The following is a 16,688-nucleotide window of genomic DNA, read 5'->3' as shown; positions in this document are numbered from 1 at the left end:
GTGTGGAGGACCTGTGCGCACTCCGGACGAGAGCCTTCCCTGCCGTACCGTGGGGCCGTGGTCACCCCGTACCCGCAGTCCCCGGGCGACGCGCGCACCCGGGCCGTCGAGACCGGCGCGGCAGGCCACCGGCGCCCCGACGTCCAGCCCACCCCGGCGCAGAACTGGCACGGGTACGCCCCCTCGCCCGGCGACAGGCTCGGCCCCTACCGGCTCGACCGCGAGATCGGCCAGGGCGGCATGGGCATCGTCTACCTCGGCCTGGACGACCAGCACCGCGCCGTCGCCCTGAAGGTCCTCAAACCGCACATCGCCGCCGACCCGCAGGCCCGTCAGCGCCTGGCCCGCGAGGTCGCGACCCTCGAACGGGTCCGCTCCCCGCGGGTGGCCGAGGTGCTGGCCGCCGACGTCGACGGGCAGTGGCCGCACCTGGTCACCCGGTACGTCCCCGGCCCCTCGCTCGAGCACGTCGTGCAGACCCGGGGTCCCCTGCGCGGCAGCGCGCTGCGCGCCCTGGGCCACGGCCTGGCCGAGGCGCTGCACGCCATCCACGCGGCCGGCGTCGTCCACCGCGACCTCAAGCCCAGCAACGTCCTCGTGCTGGACGGCCTGCCCGTCGTCATCGACTTCGGCATCGCCCACGTCGCCGACGACGTCCGGCTCACCTCGACCGGCCTGGTCATGGGCACCCCCGGCTACCTCTCGCCCGAGGTCGTCGCCGGTGGGCTCGTCTCCCCGGCCACCGACTGGTGGGGCTGGGCCGCCACCGTCGCCTACGCCGCCAGCGGGCGGCCCCCCTTCGGCGGTGGCCCCATGGAGGTCGTCCTCGACCGCGTCCGCCGCGCCGACGTCGACCTGTCCGGGGTGCCCGTGGACCTGCGCGGGCCGATCCTGGCGGCGCTGGCCGTCAACCCCGCCCACCGCCCGCACCCGGACGCGCTGCTGCGCGCCCTCGACGGGGCGACGACCGGTCCGCAGCAGCAGGCGTCCGCCGCGGAGCGGACCACGGCCGTTCCCGCGCCCGTGGCCCGGCCCGCGGCACCACGGTCCCGGTTCGAGGCGCTCATCGCCGACGAGACGACGACCCTGCCCGCCGTGACCGGGCCGAACGGGGAGAGCGCCGCGGAGTCGACGAGCGTCCTGCCGCCGGTGCGCCAGGCGCCCCCGACCGCCCCGTTCCCGCAGGCGCCGTACTCCCCGGCGCCGCAGGACCGCCGTCCGCCGGTGCAGCAGGCCCCGCCCGGCTGGATCCCCGACGTGCCCGGACCGGGCCCGCGTCCGTACCCCGGGGCGCGACCGGACGCTCAGCCGGCCGCGCAGGCGCCGCCGCCGCGGCTGGGCACCAACGGCGAACCGGCACGACCGCAACGGTCCTGGACGATCTTCGCGGCCCTCGTCGCGCTCGTCGGCGTCTTCGCCGTGGCTCCCGCCACGGGGGTCGTGATCGCCCTGGTGGGGGGCGCCGTGGCCCGCACCGTGGACCGGGTGGCGGCGGGCCTGTTCCGCCGGCGGTGGGAGGCCGGGCCGCGTTCGACCGACGCCCTCGCCGTGGGCGCCGCGACGCCGTGGCACGCCCTGCGCGCGGCGGTCTCGACGGTGTTCGCCTCGATCATCCCGTTGCTCGTGGGGATCAGCGTCGTCTTCATCCTCGGCACGTTCGGGCAGAGCGCCGGTCCGGCCGGGGTCTTCGGCTACGAGACCCCCTGGACGCTCGCGGCCGGTGGACTGGCCGGCACGCTGGTCGCCTGGCACGGCCCGGGAGGCCGGTCGCTGCAGCGCGGAACGCGGACGGCGATCCGCACGGCGCTGCGCGGCGAGCGCGAGACCGGTGCCGCGATCGGGGTGCTGCTGCTCATCGCGTTCGCGGCGTTGGTGATGGTGCTGAGCGGGGAGCAGCCGGACTGGCGTCCGCTCGTCACCTCCCCGCTGACCTGGCTCCACTGACCTCCCCCGTCGTGGCGGGTCCGGTCGACGCGCTCACCGCCAGACCGCGCCGCCGCCGTCCATCGCCGCGGCGAACGGGTCGTCCGCCCCGATCTCGCCACGCCGCACCGGCGCGCCGGTGAACGCCGACCGGTAGATCGCCGCGACCAGCTCGAGGGTGTCGCGGGCCGCCCCCAGCGACACCGGGGGCGCGGCTCCCTCGTCGAGCGCGTCGAGGACCGCGCGGAACTGCGCCTCGTGGCTGGACCGGACGCCCTGCGGCTCGCGGGCCCAGGCCTTCTCGACGTCGTCCTCGTGGCCGGGGGCCGCGGTGACCAGGAAGTCGTCGTCGCCGTAGCCGTACAGGTGGGTGAGTTCCACGCTGGCGAACTCGAGGTCGAAGCGCATGACCGTCGTCTCGCGGACCGACACGACCGAGTTCACGACGCTGGCCAGCGCCCCGCCGGGGAACCGCACGGTGGCGACGGAGACCTCCTCGGTCTCGGTCGGCCGGGATCCGCGGGAGGCCATGGCGCTGACCTCCGCCCAGGGACCGAGCACCGACAGCAGGACGTCCATCTGGTGGATGCCGTGCCCCATCGTCGGGCCGCCGCCCTCGACCGCGAACGTCCCCCGCCAGGGGACCTCGAAGTAGGCGTCCGGGCGGTACCACTGGGTCAGGCAGGTGGCCACCAGCGGCCGGCCGAGCGAGGAGTCCTCCACGATGGAGCGCAGCCGCTGCACGCCGGAGCCGAAGCGGTGCTGTGAGACCACCGCGACCGAGCCGGCCGAGGCCTCCTCGGCGGTCAGCAGCCGGTCGGTCTCGGCCAGGGACAGGGCGACGGGCTTCTCGACGACGACGTTCGCGCCGGCGGCCAGGGCCTGCTCGGCGAGCGGGACGTGCACCGACGGCGGGGTGCACACGTGCACCAGGTCGACGTCGGTGTCCGCGAGGACCTCGGCGAGGTCGGCCGCGGTGCGCGGTACGGCCCACTCCTGGGCGAACGCGTCGGCCCGGTCGTGGTCGACGTCGATCGCGGCGACGATCTCGACGCGGTCACCGAGAGCGCGCAGCGCCCGGGCGTGGGACCGGGCGATGCCGCCGGTCCCGACGACGACGGCCTTGCGGAGTGCGGAGGGCACGGAGTTCTCCTGAGTCTTCTCGGGGTTGAGCACCCGGCCCGGCGGACGCCCGGCCGGGGTGGTCCGGCCGAGCGTCCACCGGGGTCACGAGCCGGCGGCTGGGGTGACCGACGAGGTCAGAGCATCCCCGCGGCGGCGGTGATGGTCCGCTCGGCGGCGTCGGCCGGGGTGGCCCGGCCGAAGAGCACCTCGGTGCCGATCGTGGGGAAGTCGGTGTTCCACGACGACGCACCGGCCGGGGTCACCTGCGGCGGGTCGACCAGCTCGGGGGTGATCGCCTGGGTGAACTCCAGCGCGATCTTGGCCTGCGGGTCGAGCACGGGCAGGATGTCCTCCTGCACCGAGGGGATCGCGGGCACGCCGCGCTCGGTGGTGAGGATCTTCGTCGCCGCCGGGTCGGTGAGCATGAAGTCGACGAACTTCGCCGCGTTCTCGCTCTGCGTCGTCCGGGACGCGATCGACCAGTACATCGACGCCTTGTTGACCATCCGCGGCGACTCACCCTTCTGCTGCGCCGGCAGGCGCAGCAGCCTCAGCTCGTTGCCGCTCGCGGCCGCGTACGCGGAGATCTGGGTGTGGAACTGCAGGTGGAAGGCGGACTTGTTCGTCGCGAAGAGCGTCGTGTCCAGAGCGGCGGCGGTGTTCTCGCTCTGGACCGAGGCCGGCGGCGTTGCGCCGGTGTCCACGAGGCGCTTGGCGAACTCGAAGTAGCTGGCCACCGTGGCGGGCTCGGCCGCGGTCTGGTCGTCCGTGGGGAAGACCTCCTGCCCGAACTGCCGCACCCAGGCGCCCAGCTCGGCCGTGCCGGCGCCGAACATGTCGAACCCGTAGACGCCCTGCGCACCGAGCGCGGCAGTCACCTGTGCGGCGATGTCGGCGAACTCGTCCCAGGTCCACGTCGTGTCGTCCGGCATCGCGACACCGGCCTGCTCCAGAAGCGTGGGGTTGACGCCGACCGAGAAGTTGCCGGTCCCGATCGGGGCCCCGACGAAGGTGCCGTCCACCAGGCCGGTGTCGCGCATCTTCTCGTCCATCTCCGACAGGTCGAGCTGTGCGGAGACCGTCTCCAGGTCCAGCAGGGCGCCGCGCGTGCCGTAGGCGGCGATGTAGGCCTCGTCCATCTGGATGACGTCGGGCGAGTCGTTGGCGGCGGTGCCCGTCGCGAGCTTGTCCCAGTAGGAGGTCCACTCGGAGTTCTCGACGGTGACCTTGATGTCCGGGTTGGCCTTCTGGAACTCGGCCACCGCCTGCTGCGTCAGCTTCAGGCGGGAGTCGTTGCCCCACGTCGACACCCGCAGGGTGCCGCCGCCGTCGCCGGAGGAGGACGACCCGCCGGAGCTGCCGGGGGCGCAGGCGGCCAGTGCCGCCAGCGAGCCCACGGCCGCCAGGCCGGTCAGGGCCTGGCGCCGGGAGGGACCGCGGTGGGTGGTCGCGGGAGCGGGGTTCGTGTCAGCGTTGATCATGTCAGCGAGGCCGTTCTCGTCGAAGGTGCGCGGGTGGTGCGTGCCGTGGAGGGGGCGGTCACTTGCCGCCGGTGGTGGCGATCCCCTTGACCAGGAACCGCTGCCCGAACAGGAACACCAGGAACAACGGCACGAGCGTCACGATGGACATCGCGAACATCGCGCCCCAGTTGCTGCCGCTGGTGGCGTCGAGGAACTGCTTGAGCGCCACCGGAACGGTGTAGGCGTTCGGGTCGGTCAGGTAGATCAGCGGGGTGAAGAAGTCCGACCACGTCCAGATGAACGTGAAGATCGCGGTGGTGGCCAGCGCCGGCCCCATCAGCGGAAGCATGACCCGCAGGAAGATGCGGCCGTGGCCGCACCCGTCGATGCGGGCCGCCTCGTCCAGCTCCCGCGGGATGCCGCGGATGAACTGCACCATGAGGAAGATGAAGAACGAGTCGGTGGCCAGGAACTTCGGCAGGATCAGCGGGACGAAGGTGTTCACCCAGCCGAGGTTGTTGAACAGGATGTACTGCGGGACCAGGACGACGTGGATGGGGACCATCACCGTGATGAGCATGATGGCGAACCACAACGTCCTGAACCGGAACTTCAGCCGGGCGAAGGCGTACGCGGCCAGCGAGCAGGCGAACAGGTTGCCCGCCACGGCGCCGACCACGACGATCCCGGAGTTCACGATGTAGTGGCCGAAGGGCTGCGCCAGTGCGGTCCACCCACCGGTGTAGTTCTCGGTGAACAGCTCGTTGATCCACAGCCCCGGCGTGCGGAAGATGACCTCCGTGGGCCGGAAGGAGGAGACCAGCAGCCACAGCAGCGGGTAGATCATGACGACGCTCACGGCGATCAGCACGAGGTGCTTGACCGTGGACCGGGCGGTGCGCGAGGCCCGGCCCGCACCCGGCTCGGCCGGAGCCCCGTGCGTCGGGGTGGACGGGGCGGCGCTCTGCTGGAGATCAGTCATCGTAGAACACCCAGTACTTCGAGAGGAGGAAGTTGACGGCGGTCAGGACGCCGACGATCAGGACCAGCAACCACGCCATCGCGGCCGCGTAGCCCATCTGGAACTGACCGAAACCCTTCTGGTACAGGTACAGCGAGTAGAACAGGGTGGAGTCCGCCGGCCCGCCGGTCCCGCCCGAGACGACGAAGGCCTGCGTGAACGACTGGAACGCGTTGATGAGCTGCAGCACCAGGTTGAAGAAGATGATGGGCGACAGCAGGGGCAGGGTGATCCGGCGGAACCGCGTCCAGCGCGTCGCCCCGTCCACGGCCGCGGCCTCGTAGTACATGACGGGGATCTGGCGCAGCCCCGCGAGGAAGATGACCATCGGCGACCCGAACGTCCAGACGTGCAACAGGATGATCGTCCACAGCGCGGTGCTCGGGTCCGAGACCCAGCCCCTCGTCGACTCGATGCCCACCAGCCCGAGGATCTGGTTGACCAGCCCCTCGGTGCCGAACATCTGCCGCCACAGCAGGGCGATGGCGACCGAACCACCCAGCATCGAGGGCAGGTAGAAGATCGAGCGGTACAGCGCCAGACCGCGCATGCCGCGGTCCAGGACGATCGCCACGGCCAGGGCGAAGGCGAGCTGCAGCGGAACCCCGACGACCACGTAGATCAACGTGACCTGCAGCGAGTGGTGCAACCGGGCGTCGCCCAGCATGTCGAGGTAGTTCTGGGCCCCGATCCACTCCGGCGGCTGCAGCAGGCTGTACTGGGTGAAGGACAGGTACAGGCTGGCCAGCATCGGGCCGATCGTGATGACGACCAGGCCGATGAACCACGGCGTGAGGAACAGGTACGCGGCCTTGTTGTCGCGGTTGTTCTCCCGGCGCCGGGCCGCCTTCTCCTCCGGGGTCCGGGCCTTGGTGGCCTTGAGGCTGGTGAGTTCGCTGATCGCACTCACGGCAGCGACCTCCCGCCGTGGGATCCTCGGGGCATCGGGAACACCTCTCCGGTCGTCGTTGAGTCGAGGGATGTTGCGAGTGAGGGCCTAGACCGTCCGCATCCGGTCCGAGACGCGCTGCGCGGACAGCCCGCCGTGGAGGTGCCGGTAGAACGCCTGGTCGGGGGTGAGGTCGGCCCGGGCGATCGTCGCGCCCTCCAGCGCCGAGGCGTACAGCGCCGTGACGAACTCCATCGTCGGGCGGGTGCTGGCCAGGGTCGTCGGGTGGGACCGGCCGGCGAGCAGGTCGTCCACCAGCTCGTCGATCTGCGCTGCGTGCGCGGACGGCACGTCCGTCTCCGCCGCGGCCTGCCAGACGTCCGTGACCGCCGTGGCCGGGGTGCCGTCACCGGACGACCGACCGGGGTCGACCCCGTTGGCCGCCAGGGTCTGCGCGTCCGGCAGCGGGAACCAGGACCAGTCGGCGTCGGCGTACCCGTACAGGTGGTTCACCTCCAGGGTCCCGCCGGTGGTGTCGATCCGGATGCGGCTGGTTTCGCGGGGGGAGAGCAGGCTCGTGGTGACCGAGGCCACCGCCCCGTTCGCGAACGACACGGCCGCCATCGAGACGTCCTCGAACTCGACCGGGCGGGCGATGCGGGCCGCGCGGGCGTCCAGGGTGGTCCACTCGCCCATGAGGTGCAGCAGCAGGTCGATCTGGTGGATGCCGTGCCCGAGCGTGGGACCGCCACCCTCCCCGGCCCAGTTGCCCCGCCAGTCGGGGTCGAAGTAGCTCTCGGGCCGGTACCAGAGGGTCTCGCACACGGCCACCTGCGGAGCTCCCAGGGCCCCCTGCGCCAGCAGGCGGTGAGCGCGTTTGGCCGCCGAGCCGTGCCGGTGCTGGAACACCACGTACACCGAGCCGGCGCTGGCCTGCTCGGCCTGCGCGATGAGGTCCATGTCGGCGAGGTTCACGGTGGGCGGCTTCTCCAGCAGCACCGAGACGCCCAGTTCCAGCAGGGCGATGGTCGTGGCCGTGTGCGTTCCCGGTGGGGTGCAGACCGAGACGAGCTGCACGTCCTGGGCGACCAGGTCGGCGAGGCTGTCGCAGGGGGCCGTCCCGAACTCCTCGGCGAACTTCTTCGTCGCCGCCGGGTCCACGTCGTGCGCCGCCACCAGGCGGGCCCGCGGGTTGGCCGTGTAGGCCCGGCCGTGCGAGCGGGCGATGCCCCCGCAGCCCACGAGCCCGACCCGCAGGACCTGTTCGTCGGTGCTCATGCGGCGAAACCCTTCATGGTGGCGTTCTTCTGGGCGGTGAGGGCCAGCCGCATGACCTCGAAGGTGTGCCGCTGCGGGCAGGCCGTCTCGGTGCGGTTGCGGACGTCGTGCACGAGCGCCGGGTAGTACGGCAGGACGACGTCGGAGCAGTCGATGCGCTCGGTCGAGGTGCCGTCGACGAGGAACAGGTGGTCGCCGCCCTCGCGGCCGGCGAGGTCCACGTACTTGCGCAGTTCGATGAAACCCTCGGTGCCCAGGATCGTCGTGCGTCCGTCTCCCCAGGTGGGCAGGCCCTGCGGGGTGTACCAGTCGACGCGGACGTAGCCGTGGGCCCGCTCGGCGGCCAGGGTCAGCTCACCGAAGTCCTGCATGCGCGGGGAGTCCTCGTGCGTGTAGTTCGCGACCGTGCTGGCCACGACCTGCGCGGTCTGCGACCCCGTGTAGAAGAGGAACTGGTCGATCTGGTGGCTGGCGATGTCGGTGAGGATGCCGCCGGTGCGGCCGCGGTCGTAGAACCACTCCGGACGGCCGGCGCCCCCGGCCAGGTGGGCGCGGTCGCCCTCGCGGTGCGGGCCCAGGCCGATGGTCTGCACGACCTGGCCGATGCGGCCGGCCTGCACCAGTTCACCGGCCCTGACCGCGCACTTGACCTCGAAACGTTCGGAGAACGTGACCGACCAGAACCGGCCGGAGTCCGCGACCGCCTTCTCGACCTCCTCGAGCTGGTCGAGGCTGACGCAGCCGGGTTTGTCGGCGACGACGTCCTTGCCGTTGCGCAGGGCGCTGACGGCGATCGGGCCGCGCCGGTCGGGAACGGCCGCGGTGACGACGAGGTCGATGGAGGGGTCGGTCAGCAACTGGTCGGGGTCGTCGGCCCAGGGCACGTCGGGGTACCTCTCGGCGACCGCCCGGGCGACCGCCGACGACCGGTCGTCGGTGGCCAGACCGACCAGCTCGCAACCCTGCCCGAGCAGACCGGCGATCTGGCCGAAGGCGTGGGCGTGGTCGAGGCCGACGGCCGCGAAGCGCACGAGACGTCCTTGAGGAGGTGTGCTCACCGTTGGTCCCATCGTTGGAAGCGGTGCTGACCACTCGAAAGTGATCGATAATCTTCGTTGACTCGGCTACTGTAGTTATCGATCACTTCTGGTGTCAACGATGACGTGGACGACCTCGAGGAGAGCCGGGAATGCAACCCAAGCGCGCGACCATCTACGAGGTGGCGTCGCTGGCCGGTGTTTCGCACCAGACCGTGTCGCGGTACCTGCGCCACAACGGTGGGCTCCGGCCGGCCACCACGGCCAAGGTGGAGAAGGCCATCGCCGAACTGAACTACCGACCGAACCTCGTCGCCCGTTCCATGCGCACCCGGCGCACCGGTCGTCTCGCCTTCCTCGTGCCGGCGTCGAGGCTCAACATCCTGCCCCTGAGGCTCGTGTCCGAGGCCGTCGCCGTGGGGCACGCCTCCGGATTCGCGATCGAACTCATCGGTCTGGAGGGATCCGGTGCAGAGCGCGTGGCCCGGCTGGAGGAACTCGCGCAGTCCGGGCAGTTCGAGGGGCTGCTCTCCCTGGGCACCGGGGCCCAGGGGCCGGCCGTCTCGTCCGCGACGCCCCTGGTGACGATCTCCAACTACGACGACGAGCTGCGCGGCACCGGCAAGCTCGCCGACAGCGCCGCGGGGGTCCGCATCGTGCAGACCCTCGCCGACCTCGGCCACGAGCACTTCCTGCACATCACCGGTCCGGCCGGCTGGGCCTCGGCCCGCAACCGGCTGCAGACGTTCCTGCAGACCACCGCCGACCTCGGGGTGTCGGCCACGGTGGTCGACGGGGACTGGGACGGGCAGAGCGGGTTCGACGCGGTCGCCGCCCTGCCCCGCGACACGCCGGTCACGGCCGTCGTCGCGGCCAACGACCACGTGGCCGTCGGTGCGATGCGGGCGCTGTCCGGGCGCGGCTGGAAGGTGCCCCGCGACGTCAGCGTCTTCGGCTGGGACGGCCACGACTTCGGCCGCTTCTGCACGCCGAGCCTGTCCACCGTGTACATCGACGTCGAACGGCAGGGCCGGGAAGCCATGGAGCGGCTGGTGGCGCTGGCCCGCGGCGAGGAACCGCCGGCGCCGGACACCACCTCCCTGCACACCCTGCTGGTGCGCGAGTCGATCGGGCCGGCCCCCACGCGTCGGCCCCGCCTCAAGGCCCCGCCCACGCGACCGTGACCGCGCCGGGCCGGTGGGCCCGGCCGCTCGACGGTTCGGCGTTCCCTGCACGGCGTCCTCCAGGTCGTCCTCGACCAGCGCGGATAGCGCTTACCGGCGGCGAATGTAGCAAGCCGGGCGCGCCAGTGGAAGCAGATCGGAGCGGTCTGCTCCGATCGTGATCAGCGGGCCGCGGGAGGCGTGGAGTCGCGCAGCAGGACCTCGCCCACGACGTGCTCGTGCCGGGCCGGACCGCCGTCGGCGGTGTCGACGAGGTCGAAGAGGAGCCGGCCGATCTCGGCCAGCGGCAGCCGCACGGTCGTCAGGGGCGGGGAGATGTCGCGCAGCGTGGGGATGTCGTCGAAGCCGGCGACCGCCAGGTCGCCCGGCACCTCCAGCCCGGCGTCGCGGACCGCGGCGATCGCTCCGACGGCCATGACGTCGTTGGCGGCCAGCAGGACCGGGCGGCGGCCCTCCGGTCGCGGCAGGCCCTGCTCCGTGAGGAACCGCGCCACGCTGTCGTAGGCGCCGTCCCGGGTGAAGGGCCCGGCGAGGCGGTGCAGCGGCTCCAGGCCCCGTGCCCGCAGCCCGGCCAGGAAACCCGCCGTCCGGTCGCGGGAGGTCGCCAGGTCCGCCGGGCCCTCCAGCAGCAGGAACTCCCGGTAGCCGAGGTCGGCGACCGCCTCGGCCAGCCGCTGCCCCTCACGCGTGTTGTCGACCAGGACGGTGTCGACGCCCAGGACGTCCTGCGTCGCGGCCGCGACGAACCCGCCGCCGCTGCGGAAGGCCTCGAGCTCGGCGCGCAGGGCGTCGGTGCGGGCCTGGTCCACCCAGCGCGAGCCGGCCAGGATCACCGCGCGCACCCGCTGGCGTCGCAGCGTGGCCACGTGGGCGACCTCCCGGTCGGCGTCCCCGCGGCTGACGGCCAGGGTGACGATCACGCCCGAGGCCTCCGCCCGGGTCATCACCCCGGCGGCCAGGGAGGAGAAGTACGGGTCGGCGATGTCGTGGACCACCAGACCCACCACGTCCGAGCGCCCCCGGGCCATGGCCTGCGCCTGCGCGTTGGCGCTGTAGTCCAACCGGGTCGCCGCCGCGTGAACGCGTTCGCGCAGCGCCTCCCCGACGACGCGCGTGCTGCCGTTGAGGACGCGCGAGGCCGTCGCCAGCGACACCCCCGCCTCGCGGGCGACGTCGTCCAGCGTCACCGGGCCGTCCGGGCGCGAACGGCGGGCTCGGCGGCGGGGCTGGTCGCTGGACACGGCGACATATTGCCGTGTCCCAGGGCCGGGGAGGCGCAGGGTTCAGAGGATGTCGGCGTACTCCTCGGCGTGCCGGCGCACGTGCAACCGCACGAAGGAGCACGCCGGCACGACACGCAGGCCGCGGGCCCGGGCGTCGGCGAGGGCGGCGTCGACGACCTTCGTCGCCAGCCCCTGGTTCTCGTGCTCGGGCACCACCTCGGTGTGGACCATCGCGATCGAGGTCCCCTGCGGGACGTAGTCGGCCAGGGCCACGACCCGCCCGTCCAGGCGGCCCTCCCAGCGGTGCGCCTGCTCGTCGTGCGTCACGACCAGCTCGTCGACGGTGGCCACGGTGTTCCTCCTCGCTCGGACGTCGTCGTCGCCCACAACGCCGAGCGCGGCGTCGGCCTTCCCCCGCCGGGAGGGGGACCGGACTCAGCCCACCGAGGCGGTGGCCCACTCCCGGGTCGCCACCACGTCCCGGTGCACCTCGTGGTCGCACAGGTCGGGGCTGACGTCCAGCAGGTGCGCCACGGGACCCTCCTCGACCACCCGGCCGTGCCGCAGGACGGGCACCGTGTCGGCGAACCGCCGCACCAGCGCCAGGTCGTGCGAGACGACCAGGTGCGCCAGGTCCCGCGGTGATCGAGGATCCGACCGCGGCGATCGAGGACTGCGGAGTCCGCGATCGACGTTGCCGAGTCCTCGATCGCCGGGGTTCGGGTCAGTCGGTCCGCAGGAACCCCGGCGAATCGACCTGCGACTCCGAAGGGGTGCCCCCTCAGCGGTCGCAGCTAGCGTGACTCCCGACACCTGCATCCAGGAGGACACATGACCGAGACGGTGGACCGCGCGAGGACCGGCTGGTCGTTCGCCGCCGACGACGGGCCGAAGGTGCACGTCATCCACGAGAACCCCGAGTGGTTCCCGCCTTTCGAGGCCGCCTTCCGGGCCGCCGGTGTGCCCCTCCAGGAGGTCCTGCTCCTCGGCGGGTCCCTGGATCTGGACGCCGAGCCGGCACCGGGCGTCTACTGGTCGCGGCTGAGCGCGTCGGCGCACACCCGTGGGAACGGGCGCACCAAGGAGTTCACCCGCGCGCTGTTCGCGTGGCTGGAGGGCTGGGGACGCCGCGTCGTCGGCGGCTCGCACGTCATCGAGCTGGAGGTGAGCAAGGTCGCTCAGCACGCGCTGCTGCGCCGCCACGGTCTGGACGTGCCGCGCACGCTGGCCGTGTTCGGTCGCGAGGACCTGTCGTCGCGGGCCCGGGAGCTGGCGCCGCCGTTCATCACCAAGCACAACCAGGGCGGCAAGGGCCTGGGAGTGCGGCGCTTCGACACGCACGAGGAGTTCGACGCCCACATCGCCTCCCCGGAGTTCGAGGAACCTGCCGACGGGATCACGCTGCTGCAGGAGTTCCTGCGCTCGGCCGAGCCGTTCATCACGCGCGCCGAGTTCGTCGGCGGCCGGTTCGTCTACGCCGTGCGCGTCGACACCTCGGCCGGCAGCTTCGAACTGTGCCCCGCCGACGTGTGCGAGGTGCCCTCGGCCCCGGCCTTCTCGCTGCGCGAGGAGATCACCGCCGGGCACCCGCTGGTCCGCCGGTACGAGGAGCTGCTGCGCGAGTCGGGCATCGAGATCGCCGGGATCGAGTTCCTCGAGACCGCCGACGGCCGGACGGTGACCTACGACATCAACACCAACACGAACTACAACCCCGCCGTGGAGGCCGTGGCCCCGGTCTCGGGTCCCGGGGCCATCGCCCGCTACCTCGGGGAGCTCCTGCAGGCCGAGACCGCCCGCTGACCCACCCGCGGTCGAGGTCCCTGCCCCGGCGGTCGAGGACGTCGAGTCCTCGACCGCGGGGTGGGGGCGTCAGCGGTGGGTGAGCGGGGCCCGCAGCCCCAGGTGCTCGCGCAGGGTCGTCCCGACGTACTCGGCCGGGTACGCGCCGCGGTCCTGCAGGGCCGGCACGAGCTGGTCGACGATGTCGTCCAGGCCGCTCGGCACCAGGTAGGGGGAGATGTTGAACCCGCTGCTGGCGCCGGTCCGGACCCAGTGCGTGAGTTCGTCGGCCAGCTGCGAGGCGGTGCCCGCGAAACCCCGCTCGGAGGAGTTGTGCAGCACCAGCTCGCGCAACGAGTACTTGTGCTCCTCGGCGATCGCGCGCCACTGCTGCGCGATCGAACGCGGGTCGTGGCCCTGGCGCGCCGCGCCGCGGGTCCCGTCGACGACGGCGATGGCCGGATCGTGCGCGGGCAGCGGACCGTCCGGGTCGTAGCCGGACAGGTCCTCACCCCACACCTGCCCCACGAGGGAGAGCGCGGTGGCCGGGGTGACCTGCTGCTCGAGGACCCAGCGCGCCTTCTCCTCGACCTCCGCCTCGGTGTCGGCGACGACGATCTGGGTGCCGGGGAAGGTCAGGACGTCGTCCTCGGGGCGGCCCGCGGCCACGACGCGGCGGCGGATGTCGTCGGCGAACTCCAGCGCCGCGGCGTGGTCGGTGCCGTGGCGGGAGAAGACGACGTCGGCCGAGCGCGCCGCGAAGTCGCGGCCGGCGGGGGAGTCCCCGGCCTGGAAGACGACCGGATGCCCTTGCGGGCTGCGCGGCACCGTCGGGCTGATCTCGACGTCGAAGAACCGGTCGTCCGAGGTCACCGGCGTGAACCGCTCACCGTCCCAGCTGTCCCAGATCCGCCGCGCCAGGGTGACGAACCGTTCGGCGCGTTCGTACCGGTCGGCGTGGTCGAGGTACCCGCCGCGGCGGAAGTTCGCGCCCGTCCACGCGTTGTCGGTCGTCACGACGTTCCACGCGGCCCGGCCGCCGGACAGCACGTCCAGCGAGGCGAGCCGGCGGGCCAGGTCGGCCGGGTCGTTGTAGGTGGTGTTCTGGGTGGCCACCAGGCCGATGCGGTCGGTGAGCCCGGCCAGCGTGGCCAGTTCGGTGAGGGCGTCGGGCCGGCCGACGATGTCGAGGTCGTGGATCCTGCCGTGCTGTTCGCGCAGCCGCAGCCCTTCGCCGAGGAAGAACGCGTCGAACAGTCCGCGTTCGGCGGTCCGGATCAGCTGGGTGAAGGTGGAGTGGTGCAGCTGGGAACCGCTGCGGGGGTCCGACCAGATGGTCCCGTGGTTGACGCCCTGGAAGAACACGCCGAAGTGGACGACGGCGTCGGGGTAGCGCAGTTCGCTCATCGTGGAACTCCTCAGGCCGTGGCGAACTGGTTGGCGGGGCGGTGCAGGCCCAGGGTGGTGCGCAGCGTCGCCCCGGCCACGGGCGGCTGCAGCAGGCGGCCGACCCGCAGCGCCGGCAACGTCGTGCGCAGCAACGTGCGCAGGTCCTCGTCGAGCACGGCGGCGTGCAGGCGGACGCCGTCCGCCGAGGCCGACACGTCCGTCAGGTACCGCGCGAAACCCTCACCCGAACCGCTCCAGCGCACCCGGTCCCGCGTGGGCGCGGCGGCGTCGGCGTCGAGGGCCTCGAGCCGTTCGGCCGCCGGGGCGGCGTCGCTGTCCAGCGCGAACTCGACGTCGACCACCACGAGCGGGCCGCCCGCGGTGCGGCGGGCACCGGCGTTCCCGGTGAGCACGAGGTCGGCGCGGGTGGCGTCGGTGAGGTCCCGTTCGTGGACGGCGACGACGGGCTGGCCCTGCGGCGTGCGGGGGACCGTCAGCGGGCCCTTGACCGACCAGTTGCCGGTCTCGACGTCCACGGGGTGGAGGCGGTCGCGGTCGACGTACCGACCGGTGGGCACGTCGCGGATGACCGCGTCGTCCTCCCAGGAGTCCCACAGCGCCCGGACGGCGCGGACGACGTCGGCCAGTTCGGCGGCGGGGTCGGTCTCGACCGGCAGGTCCACGCTGCGCGCGACCCGCTCGGGTGAGGTGGTGGCGATCCACCCGGCGCGCCCGGCGCTGGAGTGGTCGAGGGAGGCGATCTGCGCGGCGACGTGGAACGGTTCGGAGTAGGTGGTCGCGGCGACCGGCAGGAGGCCGATGGCGTCGGTGGTCCCCGCCAGGAACGCGGCGCGCTGCACGGCGTCGAGGTGCCCGGCGGGGTTGCGCGGGTCGGGCAGCGTGGAGTCCTCGAACGTCAGGCCGGTCAGCCCCTGGGCCTGGGCGGTGACGGCGAACTCCCGCAGCCTCGCGGGGGAGGAGACGGCGTCGGGACCGCTGCGCGAGCGCCGCCACGCGGCCGGGTGCCACCCGCCGCCGTCGACGTCGAGGAACACGTGGAACGGGGTCGGCATCTGTTCTCCTGCGTCAGGGGGTGGGGGCGGTCGCACGCCGCGGACCGCGCCGGCGTGGTGGTCGGGGAGGTGGGGGCTGGTCGATGCCGCCGATGCCGCCGATGCCGACGTCGTCGAACTCGTGCCGGTGGTTCACCAGGAGCCGCCACGGCCCGTGCGTGGTGCGGCTCACGCAGGTCACCTCGAACACGGTGAGCAGCTACGGCTCCGGGCCGGGCAACGCGTCCTCCATCGTCCTTGGCGGAAGCACCGGCCCAGCTGTCGCTGTGGGGGTTGCTGCGGCGTCGTCGAGCCAAGTCTCTCGGCCGCTCTGGATGGTCCGCGAAGTCAACGCCACGATCCGGTGCCGTGTCAACCGACCTCTGCGGGCGGGGGACGGACGCGTCGGGAAGGGGACCGAACCAGCCGTGGGAGACCCGTGGCGCCCTCCGGGGCGGGGCCCGGCAGGAGGTGTGCCGAAGGCCCTTGCGGATGGGCAGGAGTGTGTCACAGTTGGGCAGCCGTGGACGGAGGTGTGAGGTGCGAGGACGTCGGATGTGGCGCCGGTTGTGCGCTGCCGCAACCAGTTTCGGCGCGTCGGCAGTACAGGGACTGGCCCTGGCGGGTCACGGTCAGTGGGGCTTCCCGTGGCCCGTCCCGCAGGACCAGGACGACGAGCCCGGTCCCGGTGAGCTGAGCTGGGCGCAGTTCGAGGCGGAACTGCACGACCTGCTCTCCACCGGTGCCCGCGGGGTCGGTGAGATCCCCCGTCCCAGCGGTGAACCGAGGCCCTGACCCACCAGGCCCCGGTGCTCCAGGCGCGGCGCCGCCGTGTGCTCGGCGCCGGTCACCGTGTCGTCCCGCGGGGTCAGGCCTGTGGTCCACTCACCGCCAGGCCCGCCGCCTTCCACGCCGGGAACCCGCCGTCGACCTGGACCACGTCGGTGAAACCCGCGGCCAGCAGTTCGGCGGTGACGGGTCCCGACCCGGCCGGCGAGCCGCAGATCACGACGATCTCCTGGTCCAGGCCGGTCAGTTGCGGCAGCGCGGTCGGCTCCCCGACGGCGAACTTCTGCGCGACCTCGGTCTTGGCCACGACGACGGCCTGCGGCAGGTCCCCGGCCGAGGCGCGGCCGGCCTCGCTGCGCACGTCGACGAACAACGCCCCGCCGGCGACGGCGCGGCCGGCCGTCTCGGCATCGACGAGGGGTGCCTCGGGAAGGGTGGTCTCGCTCATCTCACTCCTCAGGTGCGGTCCACGCGCTCGCGTGAACGGGTTCTGACACGGGCACGACCCCCGACGCCCGCGCCACGCGGCGGGC

General features: G+C 72.8%; 17 protein-coding genes and 1 riboswitch. Of the genes, 4 read left to right on the top strand and 13 right to left on the bottom strand.

Annotated features, from left to right (window positions below):
• The first annotated feature begins 57 nt into the window (after positions 1-57).
• The gene (locus ACRYR2_RS07785) at positions 58-1,944 is read left to right on the top strand and encodes a serine/threonine-protein kinase (protein WP_432562271.1); all 1,887 of its coding nucleotides are present in this window, start codon (positions 58-60) and stop codon (positions 1,942-1,944) included.
• 33 nt (positions 1,945-1,977) lie between these two features.
• Here ACRYR2_RS07785 and ACRYR2_RS07780 read toward each other — a convergent pair whose 3' ends face one another.
• The 6 genes from ACRYR2_RS07780 to ACRYR2_RS07755 form a co-directional block, all read right to left on the bottom strand.
• Complete coding sequence (locus tag ACRYR2_RS07780; RefSeq protein ID WP_432562270.1) at positions 1,978-3,066, bottom strand: Gfo/Idh/MocA family protein; 1,089 nt, start codon at positions 3,064-3,066, stop codon at positions 1,978-1,980.
• Positions 3,067-3,182: 116 nt separating this feature from the next.
• A complete protein-coding gene (locus ACRYR2_RS07775; RefSeq protein WP_432562269.1) occupies positions 3,183-4,529 on the bottom strand; it encodes an ABC transporter substrate-binding protein in 1,347 nt (448 codons plus the stop codon).
• A 58-nt stretch (positions 4,530-4,587) separates the two neighbouring features.
• Complete coding sequence (locus ACRYR2_RS07770; RefSeq protein WP_432562268.1) at positions 4,588-5,493, bottom strand: carbohydrate ABC transporter permease; 906 nt, start codon at positions 5,491-5,493, stop codon at positions 4,588-4,590.
• Entirely contained in the window at positions 5,486-6,442 is a 957-nt protein-coding gene (locus ACRYR2_RS07765; protein WP_432562267.1) for a carbohydrate ABC transporter permease, read from the bottom strand. Before ACRYR2_RS07765 ends, ACRYR2_RS07770 begins: the two co-directional genes overlap by 8 nt.
• Before the next feature lie 87 nt (positions 6,443-6,529).
• Positions 6,530-7,699: a Gfo/Idh/MocA family protein gene (locus tag ACRYR2_RS07760; protein WP_432562266.1), complete on the bottom strand. Its 1,170-nt coding sequence runs from the start codon at positions 7,697-7,699 to the stop codon at positions 6,530-6,532.
• Positions 7,696-8,769 (bottom strand): Gfo/Idh/MocA family protein, encoded by a 1,074-nt coding sequence (locus ACRYR2_RS07755; RefSeq protein WP_432562265.1) that lies wholly within the window; start codon positions 8,767-8,769, stop codon positions 7,696-7,698. Before ACRYR2_RS07755 ends, ACRYR2_RS07760 begins: the two co-directional genes overlap by 4 nt.
• A 119-nt stretch (positions 8,770-8,888) precedes the next feature.
• Between ACRYR2_RS07755 and ACRYR2_RS07750 the strand changes: the two genes are divergently transcribed.
• A complete protein-coding gene (locus ACRYR2_RS07750; protein ID WP_432562264.1) occupies positions 8,889-9,920 on the top strand; it encodes a LacI family DNA-binding transcriptional regulator in 1,032 nt (343 codons plus the stop codon).
• A 161-nt stretch (positions 9,921-10,081) separates the two neighbouring features.
• Here ACRYR2_RS07750 and ACRYR2_RS07745 read toward each other — a convergent pair whose 3' ends face one another.
• The 3 genes from ACRYR2_RS07745 to ACRYR2_RS07735 all read right to left on the bottom strand — a co-directional run bounded on the left by ACRYR2_RS07745 (position 10,082) and on the right by ACRYR2_RS07735 (position 11,740).
• Positions 10,082-11,161: a LacI family DNA-binding transcriptional regulator gene (locus tag ACRYR2_RS07745; RefSeq protein ID WP_432562263.1), complete on the bottom strand. Its 1,080-nt coding sequence runs from the start codon at positions 11,159-11,161 to the stop codon at positions 10,082-10,084.
• Between the two features lie 42 nt (positions 11,162-11,203).
• Positions 11,204-11,494 carry a GNAT family N-acetyltransferase gene (locus ACRYR2_RS07740; RefSeq protein WP_432562262.1) on the bottom strand — a complete coding sequence of 97 codons (291 nt, stop codon included), beginning with the start codon at positions 11,492-11,494 and terminating at the stop codon, positions 11,204-11,206.
• An 84-nt stretch (positions 11,495-11,578) separates the two neighbouring features.
• Positions 11,579-11,740 (bottom strand): hypothetical protein, encoded by a 162-nt coding sequence (locus ACRYR2_RS07735; RefSeq protein ID WP_432562261.1) that lies wholly within the window; start codon positions 11,738-11,740, stop codon positions 11,579-11,581.
• Positions 11,741-11,974: 234 nt separating this feature from the next.
• Here ACRYR2_RS07735 and ACRYR2_RS07730 point away from each other — a divergent pair, with 234 nt between their 5' ends.
• Complete coding sequence (locus ACRYR2_RS07730; protein WP_432562260.1) at positions 11,975-12,946, top strand: ATP-grasp domain-containing protein; 972 nt, start codon at positions 11,975-11,977, stop codon at positions 12,944-12,946.
• Positions 12,947-13,015: 69 nt separating this feature from the next.
• On the opposite strand, the gene ACRYR2_RS07725 is transcribed toward ACRYR2_RS07730, so the two are convergent.
• The 3 genes from ACRYR2_RS07725 to ACRYR2_RS07715 are packed head-to-tail and all read right to left on the bottom strand — an operon-like array spanning position 13,016 to position 15,559.
• Entirely contained in the window at positions 13,016-14,332 is a 1,317-nt protein-coding gene (locus ACRYR2_RS07725; RefSeq protein WP_432562259.1) for an NtaA/DmoA family FMN-dependent monooxygenase, read from the bottom strand.
• An 11-nt stretch (positions 14,333-14,343) separates the two neighbouring features.
• On the bottom strand, positions 14,344-15,387 hold the full coding sequence (locus tag ACRYR2_RS07720; RefSeq protein ID WP_432562258.1) for an LLM class flavin-dependent oxidoreductase: 1,044 nt from the start codon (positions 15,385-15,387) through the stop codon (positions 14,344-14,346).
• A 13-nt stretch (positions 15,388-15,400) separates the two neighbouring features.
• A complete protein-coding gene (locus tag ACRYR2_RS07715; protein ID WP_432562257.1) occupies positions 15,401-15,559 on the bottom strand; it encodes a hypothetical protein in 159 nt (52 codons plus the stop codon).
• A 53-nt stretch (positions 15,560-15,612) separates the two neighbouring features.
• Positions 15,613-15,708, bottom strand: a riboswitch (SAM riboswitch).
• Between the two features lie 198 nt (positions 15,709-15,906).
• Between ACRYR2_RS07715 and ACRYR2_RS07710 the strand changes: the two genes are divergently transcribed.
• Positions 15,907-16,161, top strand: coding sequence for a hypothetical protein (locus ACRYR2_RS07710; RefSeq protein ID WP_432562256.1), 255 nt, complete (start codon positions 15,907-15,909; stop codon positions 16,159-16,161).
• 73 nt (positions 16,162-16,234) lie between these two features.
• On the opposite strand, the gene ACRYR2_RS07705 is transcribed toward ACRYR2_RS07710, so the two are convergent.
• The gene (locus ACRYR2_RS07705) at positions 16,235-16,603 is read right to left on the bottom strand and encodes a rhodanese-like domain-containing protein (RefSeq protein WP_432562255.1); all 369 of its coding nucleotides are present in this window, start codon (positions 16,601-16,603) and stop codon (positions 16,235-16,237) included.
• Positions 16,604-16,688: the final 85 nt, after the last annotated feature.

This window comes from Kineococcus deserti, assembly GCF_050871945.1.
Lineage (GTDB): Bacteria > Actinomycetota > Actinomycetes > Actinomycetales > Kineococcaceae > Kineococcus.
The sequence above is the reverse complement of the archived record's forward strand: the minus strand, read 5'-3'. Positions and strand labels throughout refer to the sequence as shown.

Excerpts from the sequence above, each read along its gene's own strand:
- ACRYR2_RS07705 (WP_432562255.1), bottom strand. The coding sequence starts at position 16,603 with ATGAGCGAGACCACCCTTCCCGAGGCACCCCTCGTCGATGCCGAGACG.
- ACRYR2_RS07720 (WP_432562258.1), bottom strand. The coding sequence starts at position 15,387 with ATGCCGACCCCGTTCCACGTGTTCCTCGACGTCGACGGCGGCGGGTGG.
- ACRYR2_RS07770 (WP_432562268.1), bottom strand. The coding sequence starts at position 5,493 with ATGACTGATCTCCAGCAGAGCGCCGCCCCGTCCACCCCGACGCACGGG.
- ACRYR2_RS07760 (WP_432562266.1), bottom strand. The coding sequence starts at position 7,699 with ATGAGCACCGACGAACAGGTCCTGCGGGTCGGGCTCGTGGGCTGCGGG.
- ACRYR2_RS07750 (WP_432562264.1), top strand. The coding sequence starts at position 8,889 with ATGCAACCCAAGCGCGCGACCATCTACGAGGTGGCGTCGCTGGCCGGT.
- ACRYR2_RS07725 (WP_432562259.1), bottom strand. The coding sequence starts at position 14,332 with ATGAGCGAACTGCGCTACCCCGACGCCGTCGTCCACTTCGGCGTGTTC.
- ACRYR2_RS07755 (WP_432562265.1), bottom strand. The coding sequence starts at position 8,769 with ATGGGACCAACGGTGAGCACACCTCCTCAAGGACGTCTCGTGCGCTTC.
- ACRYR2_RS07775 (WP_432562269.1), bottom strand. The coding sequence starts at position 4,529 with ATGATCAACGCTGACACGAACCCCGCTCCCGCGACCACCCACCGCGGT.
- ACRYR2_RS07730 (WP_432562260.1), top strand. The coding sequence starts at position 11,975 with ATGACCGAGACGGTGGACCGCGCGAGGACCGGCTGGTCGTTCGCCGCC.